Source organism: Ilumatobacter sp., from assembly GCF_041688325.1.
GTDB lineage: Bacteria > Actinomycetota > Acidimicrobiia > Acidimicrobiales > Ilumatobacteraceae > Ilumatobacter_A.
Map to the genome: position 1 here is coordinate 1 of NZ_JBDNIJ010000181.1, position 10,940 is coordinate 10,940.

Annotated in this window: 9 protein-coding genes; 4 read left to right on the forward strand and 5 right to left on the reverse strand. The window is 58.0% G+C overall.

Going from position 1 to position 10,940, the window contains the following annotated elements; all coding sequences use genetic code 11:
• Window positions 1-43: 43 nt before the first annotated feature.
• A complete protein-coding gene (locus tag ACH2EI_RS11250) occupies window positions 44-433 on the reverse strand; it encodes a transposase (protein ID WP_395160056.1) in 390 nt (129 codons plus the stop codon).
• Window positions 434-936: 503 nt separating this feature from the next.
• Between ACH2EI_RS11250 and ACH2EI_RS11255 the strand changes: the two genes are divergently transcribed.
• The 3 genes from ACH2EI_RS11255 (at window position 937) to ACH2EI_RS11265 (ending at window position 2,382) form a co-directional block, all read left to right on the forward strand.
• Window positions 937-1,560 (forward strand): IS6 family transposase, encoded by a 624-nt coding sequence (locus ACH2EI_RS11255; protein ID WP_395160070.1) that lies wholly within the window; start codon window positions 937-939, stop codon window positions 1,558-1,560.
• 145 nt (window positions 1,561-1,705) lie between these two features.
• On the forward strand, window positions 1,706-1,945 hold the full coding sequence (locus ACH2EI_RS11260; RefSeq protein ID WP_395160072.1) for a DUF2510 domain-containing protein: 240 nt from the start codon (window positions 1,706-1,708) through the stop codon (window positions 1,943-1,945).
• Window positions 1,946-2,097: 152 nt separating this feature from the next.
• Window positions 2,098-2,382, forward strand: a complete 285-nt coding sequence (locus ACH2EI_RS11265; protein WP_395160058.1) for an FxLYD domain-containing protein — start codon at window positions 2,098-2,100, stop codon at window positions 2,380-2,382.
• Window positions 2,383-2,442: 60 nt separating this feature from the next.
• On the opposite strand, the gene ACH2EI_RS11270 is transcribed toward ACH2EI_RS11265, so the two are convergent.
• A complete protein-coding gene (locus ACH2EI_RS11270; protein ID WP_395160060.1) occupies window positions 2,443-2,898 on the reverse strand; it encodes a GIY-YIG nuclease family protein in 456 nt (151 codons plus the stop codon).
• Here ACH2EI_RS11270 and ACH2EI_RS11275 point away from each other — a divergent pair.
• Window positions 2,854-3,492: a hypothetical protein gene (locus ACH2EI_RS11275; protein WP_395160062.1), complete on the forward strand. Its 639-nt coding sequence runs from the start codon at window positions 2,854-2,856 to the stop codon at window positions 3,490-3,492. The two genes, ACH2EI_RS11270 and ACH2EI_RS11275, sit on opposite strands and share 45 nt — an antisense overlap.
• Before the next feature lie 98 nt (window positions 3,493-3,590).
• Here ACH2EI_RS11275 and ACH2EI_RS11280 read toward each other — a convergent pair whose 3' ends face one another.
• From ACH2EI_RS11280 to ACH2EI_RS11290, 3 genes are all read right to left on the reverse strand, one after another.
• A complete protein-coding gene (locus tag ACH2EI_RS11280; RefSeq protein ID WP_395160064.1) occupies window positions 3,591-5,510 on the reverse strand; it encodes a DEAD/DEAH box helicase in 1,920 nt (639 codons plus the stop codon).
• A complete protein-coding gene (locus ACH2EI_RS11285; RefSeq protein WP_395160066.1) occupies window positions 5,510-8,173 on the reverse strand; it encodes a class I SAM-dependent DNA methyltransferase in 2,664 nt (887 codons plus the stop codon). The genes ACH2EI_RS11280 and ACH2EI_RS11285 overlap by 1 nt, the downstream gene beginning before the upstream one ends.
• Before the next feature lie 1,146 nt (window positions 8,174-9,319).
• Complete coding sequence (locus tag ACH2EI_RS11290) at window positions 9,320-10,321, reverse strand: DUF262 domain-containing protein (RefSeq protein ID WP_395160068.1); 1,002 nt, start codon at window positions 10,319-10,321, stop codon at window positions 9,320-9,322.
• Window positions 10,322-10,940 lie beyond the last annotated feature (619 nt).

Sequence of the window (10,940 nt, forward strand, 5' to 3'; positions counted from 1 at the left end):
CGGGCGATCCCGACCTTGGGTGTCCACGTTTCGATGCCGGCGGTCACGATGTCGTCGAGTTCTTGTTGGCGCTCTTGCGGGACAGTTGCTGCAAGAGCGCCGACACTTTTCCCTGCGCCTCAATCAACTCGTTCGCTGTGTCCAGCTCGGCTTCGAGTCGTTCGCACTCGCCGCGAAGGCGGGCGAGTTCGTCGCGTGCCGGGTCGACCCTTGGTCGTCCGCCCTTGTTGCCGAGCCCCACAAGAGCGCCGGCGTCGCGCTGGTGGCGCCACTCTGAGATCAGCGACGAGTACAGATTCTCGCGGCGCATGATCGCACCAACAGCTCCCGGCTCGTCGGTCGCCTTCGCAGCGTCGATCTCGGCCAAGATCTGAAGCTTGAACTTCGCAGGCCACGACCGGCGGGCCCGCCGGACCTCGGTATTCTCCGTCATTGTTGTCATCATTTCACCTCACTCCGCCCATATGTTGATGTCATCTCGGACCGGCAACACCAACACTAACAGCGAGGGAGCAGCGGTGACGGGTGGCTACTTCTATCTGTCGAGGAACTGTCCATGTCTGTGTAAAGGCATCGGGAGGAGAGAAACAGGACTGGACCACCAACCGGGGCCCTCTCAGGGCACACGAGACGTTCGGGAGTTTCCTCAACGGACTGCGCTATCGATCAGTGTGCTCGTTTAGGGGTCCCTCGGCCCGGCCGACGCGGAACTTCAAACCGCTCTATCAGGAAGAACACCAACCAGCCACCTGCGACAAACAGCTTAGGAAACCGTTCCGAGCCGTCCATTCAGACCCATTCGATCCGTTGGAGGTCGTCTGATCAGGTGTTTTGTCCAGCTCGTGTTGGACCTTGTCATTCAGCGTCGGCAGATATATGGGACAAACGCCTTCTCGCTGGCTCCGACCTCGGCGGCGCTAAGCCGCTGACGCCAGCCTGCATCAAAGAACCGCCCCCATGAACCGCGATGTTAAAGAACTGCTGGCCGAGCGCGGCGTTGAGGTCGATCACGTGACGATCGATCGATGGGTGCAACGCTTCGCTCCGCTCGTCATCGACGCAGCACGCCCGTCTCGGCACAGTGCCGCTGATCGCTGGTTTGTCGACGAAACCTACGTCCGAGTGGCCGGCGTGTGGCGCTACGTCTACCGCGCAGTCGACCAGCACGGCCAGGTCATCGACGTTCACGTGTCGAAACGCCGCAACGTCGCAGCGGCCACCAAGTTCTTCGAGACAATGCTGGCAGGCCGTGACCGGCCAAGAGAGGCGACCACGGCTCTTGCTGCACCGTTGCCGCGCGTGGTCGACGACCTCCTCCCAGAAGTGTTCCACGACACCACCCGATACGCGAACAACCGGGTCGAGTGCGATCACGGCCGGCTCAAGGCGAGACTCCGGCCAATGCGCGGTTTGCGGACGGACCGGACCGCGTCGACAGTGATCCGCGGTCATGCGTTCATCCAAAACCTGCGGCGCGGTCACTACGAACTCGGAGTCGAAGCCCGCCATGAGCACCTACGTGTCGCGGGAGCACTCGACGAACTGGCTGCAACGATCTGATCAGAAGACCGACGCCATGAGAGGGCCCCGGTTAGATGGTCCAGTCGCTACATGTTCGTCGCCTGCCCATCGCGGTGACTGTGCCCGGCTCTTACCGTCGCCGTGGAAGATGGGACATATGGTGGCGACCATGAGCACACCGCGCATGCCGTCCGGCTGGTTTCCTGATTCTGAGCAGGCGGGAAGGCTTCGCTTTTTCGATGGCGTGGACTGGACGGATCAGTACGCAGCAACCTTGTCCACCGAACCTGCGGCTGCCGTAAGTGTCGAACCTGCCGCAGCTGCTGACCCTGTATTGGATGACGTGCCTGCCGCACCTGTGGTGGGTGGTCCCTCCACCGAGGGCCGGAGTCGAAGGCAACGAGGAAACTTGTTGCCGTGTTGATTGCGGTAGTAGTTCCATTGGGGGCGTATGCCATCTACGTCAGCAACAATGACAACGGCAGCTCCTCTTCGCAGACCGTCGCACCCCGCCAGACCGTCGCACCCCGCCAGACCTTCGCCCCACGACAGACCACCCCACCATTGTCACCGTTGATGAAGGTCACAAAAGAATGCGGTGACGTCGATTCCGGCAACACTTTGGACGACTATTTCGATCGTTCGGCTGGGACGGCTACGGGCACTGTCACGAACCGCAGCGGAAAGACGGTTGATGTCTTCATCGCCGTCCGCTATTTCACCGCTGCTGGAATACTTGTTGATTCGTCGCGAGCACATGTTCAAGGACTGCGACCTGGTGAAACCGGAGCATGGGAAACCGGCACAGGGGAACGTTTCGCACGGTGCACTGCCGAGGTCGATTCAGCTTTCGCTCAGTGAGCTGCTCGTCACGGTGACATCGGTCGGCGCTGTGAGCGGAGAGCGGTTCGCTCCAGACGTTCACTCGGCCAATTGAATCGAGCTCGATTCTCGGTCGTACCGAAAGCTCGTGATTGAGTCCGCCTCGATCAGGTTGATCGCTTCGTCAATGACAGCGAGAGGCACGTCAAACCACTCGTCTGCCTCAGCGATATTGTGGCCGGCGTTCTCGAACCACACGTCAAGACATGATGCGGCGAAGAACCGGTGCAGGATGTCCTCAACGGCTCCTACTGCGAAAGCCTGAAGACGGTATTCCGCGACCACCTCGACGGGAGCGTTGAGGAACGTGGTGTGCTGCTCGGCTCCTGCGACTCGCTCGTAGGCCGTCCTCGACGTGGACCCGATCTTGTGGAGATTGTCAATCGAAAGCACTTGCTCGTCATCGCTCAACGACCGCAGAACGTAGACCGAACCGACTCGTGCGTCGGGATGGACCTCGATTCGTTCCCTAATGACATCGTCTCGCTCAGTCACAAGACGCCCACCGTCGTACAGCTGCCGAGCAAGAGAGCGAAGCAGCAGATCAGCCTCTGTGCCGTTGTCAAAGATGCACCTTGTGCGCCCGTTCCTTCCCGACTCTGTCTTCTCAAGCTCTCCAAGTTCAGCGACAAATACGAGCACACCGGCCATCGTGAAAAACCGACCCGCCTCGATGTGGCGGGGGTTACGGAACTGAACCAATTTTCTCCTGCCCGCGCGCAGGTCTGCGTGGCATCGATCGAAGATCGGCTTGAACGACTCGAAATCTTCGCAAGGCTTGCGCTGCGCCACCTTTTCTGGCGATGCCTGAACCTTTGGGACATGGGTCAGCGTGTGCAGATCAACTTCGTCATCCAGCAGTCCAAGATCATCGCTGGCGAGCAGATCAGCGATCGACGCGGGCGGCTCTGGCTCCTTCAGGAGACCGTGCTTGTCATGCTCCAGCAGGGCTTCGCGATGCTCATCGTTCTCCGACAACGCCTTCAGCCGAGCCGCAAGCTTGAACTCGCCGATATCAGCCGGATTCGACACTGGGGACCGACCGCGGGCATCGACGAACTCGTTGATTTCCAGAAATCCCGTGATTAGCCGGTCACCCGATGTCACTGGAGCGGGCTTCGGAGTCTCGCGCAGCAGATCGAATTCGTCCTCAGCAAGCATTCGACGAATCTGTTCAGCGTCGAGCTTCACACCCCTAACTCCCGCTTACGTTTCTGAATGAACAGAAGCGCCTCGGCCAGCCTGCGTTCCAACGGGTCAGGTGAACGCACATCTGGCTTCTGACCTCGCTCCCTCACGAACGCCTGCACCTTCGGCCAGACAAGCAACGCTTCCTCTTCACTGATCTCAAGGCGCGTCTCATCAATCGCGTCCTGAATCATCTTGAGGACCTGCTTCGTCACAGACTTCGAAAGGATCTCGAACGCCTTCTGGAAGGGGTTCACCTGGTCGATCAGATCCAAGTTCAGTTCGTTGATATTCACGAACCGGTTCGCCATCAGGACGAACTTCTTTCCGTCCACATCCTTGATCTCGCCGTTCTTGATGACCGAATCCACCACCACATGCTGACGGACCTCTTCAACCTCCGCCTCAGTCATGTCTGGGTACCGCGTTCGAATGATCTTCGGGATGAGAACCTTGTTCATCACCTCGGGGTCAACGTTGCCCGGCATCGCCTTCAGCATCGAAGGGTCCTGAAGAATCTGAGCTTTGAGATCGTTGAGATCTCCATCAACGATTTCCCGCACTCGTTGCGTGGATGGCTCCTTGAATCCGGCGATGTGCATCTCACCCGGCTTCGGCTGCTCGCCGGCAGCCCGTTTGGTCTTGAATTTGAAGTTCGGCGCGACCACCTGTTCCATCAACAGTGAAGCGGTGATCGCTTTGAGCATGTTGTTCACCGCGACCTTCACCTCTTCGTCGTCAGCAGCAGGTTGCGCGATGAGGTTGGTGAACTGTGCGTGCGTCTTGTTCGGCGAATCTCTGGTGCAGCGACCGATGATCTGAATGATCTCGGTGAGCGAACCCCGGTAGCCGACCGTGAGGGCGTGTTCGCACCAGGTCCAGTCGAACCCTTCCTTCGCCATCCCGAGGGCGATGATGAGGTCGATGTCGTCCTCGGCCTCCATCGTTCGGAGGTACTCGACGATCTTTGACCTCTGTGCAGCCTCATCCTGAACCAGGTCGGCGACCTTGATCATTCTTCCGTCGCTCGCGCGTTCAACGAGAATGACACCGGTCTCGTCATCTTGGTTCACGACTGTTCCGATGGCATCGAGGATGCCGTCTACCTCTCGATGCTTGTCTTTCGTTGATTCGCCTGATTGCACGGACGGGATGTGCAGGATCGTCTTGCGGTCGGTGTCGAGCACCTCGTGCACTGTGTCGGTGTATCGGCCTTGGTAGAAGTGGTAGCCGATGCCCAACGATTTCATGTACGTGTAGCCATTGAGCTGTTGGTAGTAGTTGTAGGTCACCTTGGTGAACTTGGCTTCGTCGGCAGCCTCAAGCACAGGAATCGCGTCCCCCCGGAAGTACGAGCCGGTCATGGCAATGACGTGCGCGGACGTGTTGCTCATCACTGACCGAAGAACCGCACCCAGGCGACTGTTCGGGTCGGCCGACACATGATGGAACTCGTCGATCGCCAACAGGGTGTCATCGAACAGCGCCTCATCCACAGCTTCGTGAGCGAACCGAAGCGTTGCGTGCGTGCACACCAGTAGGGCATCCGGCCCTTCAAGGAACCGCCGGACAGCAGCGACCTTCGATGCGTCGCCGCCAGGCGTGCAGAGGTTGTTCTCGTCCCGGATTTCCCAGTTCGCGAAGAAGCCACGATCCACCAGGTTCGTGCTCGCGAACGAAGAACCAATTGAACGTTCCGGAACTGCGACGATGACTTTTTTCAGTCCTTGGTTGTAAATCTTGTCCAAGGCCAGGAACATCAGTGCGCGAGATTTGCCCGATGCAGGCGGTGCTTTGAGCAGCAGGTACTGACTGTTGCGAGCCTCATACGCCCGCTCCTGCATCTCTCGCATGCCGAGCGCGTTGACGGACGTGGACGCACCTGTCCGCTCGTACTCAACGTCCACGAGATTAGGCATTAGTTCGCCTCCTTCTGCTTAGCCACTCGGTCGTCATACATCGAGAAGAGCATCGCCGCTCGCTCATCATCTGAAGAAAAAGCTCGCTTGCGGTATAAGCGATCCACAGTTTCATCGAGGCAGCGGTGAGCCTCTAGCAAAGCAATCGGCATCTTGTCTGGGTCATAAAGTTCCTCGTAAGTTTGCGCCGAGAAGCGCTCTCTGGTGGTCAAGACGTCGAGCGCAGCGGAGGCCACGGAGTCTCGAGTCTGCTTCGTTGTGGCGGGGACGGGGAACGAGTTGTAAACCAGCTTTCCCGAATACCGGTAATCGGACTTCATCCGGCCAGCCACAGTGTCAACCCATGCCATGTGCATCTTTGAATGCAGGAGACCAAATACCCACGTCTCGGCTCCGTAGATGACAAACGCAGCGTCGGAAATCACGGTATCGGCACCAAGAAAACCCATTGGTATGTACTGACGTCTCTCGGACGAAGTCCGAGGAACGATGATCGATGGCTTGTTCTGGTGCGATCGATGTCCGAAACGGTGCGGCGTGTGTGAGACCTGTTGCGCAGAATGACCACCCAGTCGCCGTCGGGCCTCAAGTGCATCGAGTCTCCTCTCAATCATCGGGATGCTCCGCGCTAAGGCAACCTTGTCATCCTCGATCCATAAGCAATATCGGTCGATATTGTGCAAGAACTCTCGACTGCCCAGATACCGCTTGATGAGCTCGACGGCTTCGGGCGACTCACTCAAGATCGCTTCTCGTTCGAGGGGCGTGAGCGTCAAGAAGCCCTCATCGCTCGACCTGCTGCCTTGCTGTATCGTTGGAAGTCCATTCCGAGATTGATTCTCAGAATGAACGATAGTGTTGGTGTTAACGGGCCGGAGGTACGGGCTGATGTTGGAGACAAGTCGTTCTCGGGCTCCGTCGTAGAGGGCCCTGAGCGTCGGCGGCCTCATTGAGAGCCCCACGACTATGCACATCACACCAGCCCGATTCCTGGCTTGGTTGTCCCACAGGAAAGACTTGTGAGCGAAAGAAATCGAAACACCTTGATCAAGTAGCTCAGGCCAGAGGAGGCCGACGTGATCGCCTTGCGTGATCGAGTTAGTAGATACGAAACCTAATTCAGCATTGTTTCGAGAGACGTAGCGGGCACCAAGAATGAACCAAATAGAGATGTAATCCATGTTGCGCGAGTATTTTTCGGTACCGAAGAAGTCCACGAAGTCTTGTTTTTGCTCCGGTATCTGCAGCTTCCCTCCCCGGTACGGTGGGTTGCCCAATATGTAGACACGTCCATTGGGTGGACAGACCAACTCCCAGTCAAGGCGAGCGGCGTTCCCGCACGTGATATTTCCGGTATCACGCAAAGGAATGAGCGCTATCTCGACGCCGAACAATTCCAAAAATTCGACATTCATTTGATGCTTGGTGAGCCAGAGCGAGAGGATTGCTATTTCATGAGCGAAGTCGTCGATCTCGATGCCGTAGAAGTGGTCAAGCTTGATGCCTGACAGTTTGAACATTCCTACCGCGTTTGGGTCTAGGTCGCCCATCTGCTGAAGAATGCGATGCTCCAGTTTTCGTAGCTCCTTGAAGGCGATGATCAAGAAGTTTCCAGACCCACACGCCGGGTCGAACACCTTGATGTCGCAGATGTGGTCCAGAAGTCGCTGAAGCTTCGCGACAGTGTCGGCCCGGTCAAACTGTGCAAGGAGGTCGTCCAGGAACAGCGGCCGGATGACCTTCATGATGTTTTCGACTGACGTGTAGTGCATGCCCAAGCCTTCCCGCTGGCTTGGTCGCACTACTGCCTGGATCATTGAGCCGAAGATGTCGGGATTGATTACGGACCAGTCGAGGGTTCCGCACTCGAGGAGAATTCGGCGCGCCTTGGCCGAGAACCTCGGAGCGGATGAACGCTGAGCAAACAGCCGACCGTTGACATAGCCGAAGGCCCGGAAATGGGATGGGACTCCGGCGCGGTCGGCTGGGTCGGTGTCCAATACTTCGAAGAGTTGATCCAGAAAGGGACTGGTGTCCGTTCCATCCGGCTGCGTCAACGATGCGATGGCGTCGGTGAAGCTTCCTTCGTCGAAGACTCGCGTGTCCTCAGCGAAGAAGCAGAACAGCAGCCGTGAGAAAAATACGTTGAGGTTTCGAACGTCTTGCTCGTCGTGGATCGCGTTGTGACCAGCGATCTCGTCGTACAGGCGAGCCATCTTCTCGGCCGCCTTCACATCGGCATAGTTGAGGCTTTCAAGCTGGGTCTTCTCGACACCTGCCCAGGGCATAAAGAACGCTGAGTGAGCTGGCAGATCCGTAAGCAGGATGTCGAGCGTGGTCTCTGTGCGGGCATCCAAAGCCAGAAGACGCTTGCCGTCCTGCACGATCAGGAACCGAGGGTGCGCTCGCTTCACCTTGCCGTCATTTCGAGCCGCGTCGATCAGTGAATGCAGATCCGCTTCGTCATCCTTGACGAAGCGATAGAACACCCTGTCCTTCCAGAGATGCTCATTCGCATTGTCCGACAGGTCCCGGCTGCCCTTCTGCAGGAGAGTCACGCCCGACTTCGGAAGGTCGTACGCGAGGAGCAGGTCATAGATGAGATCGAAGCCCTTGTCGAGATCGAGCTCCGTTACGTTCTTCTCGATCTCAGCCAGGTTCACGGCCGAGCACTCGCCAGCTCTTCCAGGCAACGTTTGATCAGCGTGTTGCTTCCTGTGGAATCGGTGGGTGACATGTTTCGATTCTTGCACTTGAACGAGCGGCTTACTTGGTTCTGACCTGCATCTGGTCTCGTGGCACCAGAGCCCGAAGTGCCCGGTGTGTCTGGTTCGACGAGTGCGTATTCATGCAGTCGCTCAGGTTCAGCAGGCGGTTGTGCCGTTCCCCAATATCAGGTGCCGTGCACCAACCGCCAGAGCCCACGACTCCGCCAGACGCCCAAAAGTGCCCGCCTAGTCACGAACGGCAACGAGACAGACCTACACACAGATTCGGAGCAGACAGTATCTATAGGTGATTGGACGGCACCCAACCCGGGGCGTACCCCCTACGGGGTGCGGGTGCGGTTGGGCGGTCGATGTCGCGTCCGGCGCCGGCACTGCACGCCGCGATGAGCTTCGGATCGAGGCTTCGACTTCTGTCACTAGACCTTGGTTAGATACGAAGATGTCGAGCCCAAGGGGCTATGACTTGCTGCAATCCCGAACGATGATTCGGCATATCGCTATGTAACGGTCCAACGTCCTCGGAGCGAATCGTGGAGACAGCAGCAGAACGCCGGGCGTAACGCTGTTTACGCTTGCGCCGTAGTGGCGGACGACCACGCTGCCAAAATCTTTTCGCGAACTCTTGCTGTTGTGCGCGATTCGGTTGCGGACCGCCTGCATCTCCGAGATCGGAATCGAGCCGGCTTGGCAGGCGGTGCGAAACGGTTCTTTACTGTCGAACACGAACTTGGTTGTGTCGTTGATGAACTTGACCTTGGACCACTTCAAGGGTTTTGACTTGGTTCTGCCGTGGGTTTCGAGCAGCACCCGGGCGCTGGTCGTCGATCGAGCTGGACCGGTCAGGAGCTTCGGTTCTGACCCATCTCCGTATGGTGCGCCACATGCGAGTCTGAGCGCAACCCCCGATATCGCCTCTTGGAAATCGTCGAAGAGTCGCATCATCACAAGTTCAGCCAACAGACGCTGCAGGGGCGGAGCAACGGTGGACAAGCCGTCCACAACTTGGCTGTGACGGCCGCACCGTCGGAGGAACTCACGGTACGGCACTTCAACATTTGGCGCGGGCACGTTGCGACGGCGCTAGATGGACGACTTGATGTAGTCAAACCTCGTCTGGTGCGACTTGATTCGCTGGGTACTCGCCGTGCACGCTGCAACGAATGCCAGGTCTTCAGCCGGTCGTTCACTCACCGGCCGAGGATCGTTGAAGCGGGCGTCGATGTCACTGAGCGCCAGCTCAAGGTTCGCTTTGGACGGCAGTCGCTTCTCACTGTCCAAGACGAGCACCAACGAGTAGAACAACGGCGACCGACTGAAGATGGTGTCCTTGACCGCGGACGGATTCAAAGAGCCGATCAGCTTGAAGATCCGGTTCAACCGAACCGCAACATCCTCGCGATGTGGGAAATCGTTATCCCAATCCTTGTAGGCCTTGTTGATTCGGGCCGCACTGAAGTCGCTCATGCCGCCCTCAAGCGCCATAGAGAGTTCGGCTGTGAACTGCACCTCGTCCATCCGTGAGATGTTTGTCGCCGTGAACACACCGAGGCCTCTCCAGATCGACAACCGGGTTGCAGCCTCGCGAAGGCAGTACTGGTGGAATTCTCCGCTGTACAGCGCTGACCGCTTCTCCTGCGCGTTCAGGGTCTTAGAAACGGCATTCAGACGACCGAAGATTTCGATCACATCCGTGTCGTCAGCACCGATCAGATACGCGACCGGGAGCTTGGCCATCAGGAACGCTTGTCTCTGCGCTGGCAACAGATCCCGAAAGAGGACACGACGCTTGTGGTCGGGATGCCGCGCCGAGAACTCGTTCGCCTTGTATTCAATAACCGACCGAAGCCGTTGCTGTCCGTCAACGACCTCCTTCACGGTCTTCTCTAGGTCAAGATCGATTGCGTGTCGTATGTAGATGCTGGGCACGGGCATCGTTTCGAAGATTGAGTTGATCAAGTACGCCTTATGCGAGCTCGACCAGACTGCGCGTCGCTGATACCAAGGCGAAATGTTCAATTCGCCGCGATCGTGGGCGTTCAGGATGTCCTGAATGACCATGGACTCGTAATCGACTCGTTCCACCGCTTCACCTTTCCTGAGGGACGCCGCCGATGCGGCGTTACTAGAGTACCGATCAAGCGCCGAGCGCGGAGCATCCAATCCGAGCACCGCTGCACGACACTCTCCCACGTTTGGCATCGGCAGGATTTTGGACTGTGCCGTTCCGCCTCCGACCCCGATCTAGTGGCGGCGGGAGTTATGCGTGATCGATCCAAGGACAGCGGACCTTCCCCACTTCGGCGCCTCAGACATGAAGGCCAATCGCCGCGGCACCGACTCGGTCTCGAGCACGACAGCCGTCACCGAGACGCTGCACGAAGTCCCAACTCGCCGCAGACGAACCGCCGGCCCTGTCGAGGATCGGCCGAGAGGAGACTCATGCCACGTTTCTGTGCGCCTACTTGGGAGCTGGTTACCCACCCCAGCTGCCCACCCGATGCCACTGAGTGATACGTCGGAGCGTGGAAACCCATACAACTTTTGGAGCCGGGTGCGATGATCGAAGTCGCCACCTCATGATTACAAACGAAACGGCACCATTGACCTGTTCGCTGCCTTGGATATTGCGACCGGCCAGGTGATCACCGAACTCCGCTCGAACCACGACTCGGCGCAGTTCATCAAGTTTTTGAACAAGATC

What these genes read in the sequence shown, in the direction of transcription:
- ACH2EI_RS11250 (WP_395160056.1), bottom strand. Translation starts at nt 433, where the DNA reads ATGACGGAGAATACCGAGGTCCGGCGGGCCCGCCGGTCGTGGCCTGCG.
- ACH2EI_RS11260 (WP_395160072.1), top strand. Translation starts at nt 1,706, where the DNA reads ATGCCGTCCGGCTGGTTTCCTGATTCTGAGCAGGCGGGAAGGCTTCGC.
- ACH2EI_RS11265 (WP_395160058.1), top strand. Translation starts at nt 2,098, where the DNA reads ATGAAGGTCACAAAAGAATGCGGTGACGTCGATTCCGGCAACACTTTG.
- ACH2EI_RS11275 (WP_395160062.1), top strand. Translation starts at nt 2,854, where the DNA reads ATGGACCTCGATTCGTTCCCTAATGACATCGTCTCGCTCAGTCACAAG.
- ACH2EI_RS11280 (WP_395160064.1), bottom strand. Translation starts at nt 5,510, where the DNA reads ATGCCTAATCTCGTGGACGTTGAGTACGAGCGGACAGGTGCGTCCACG.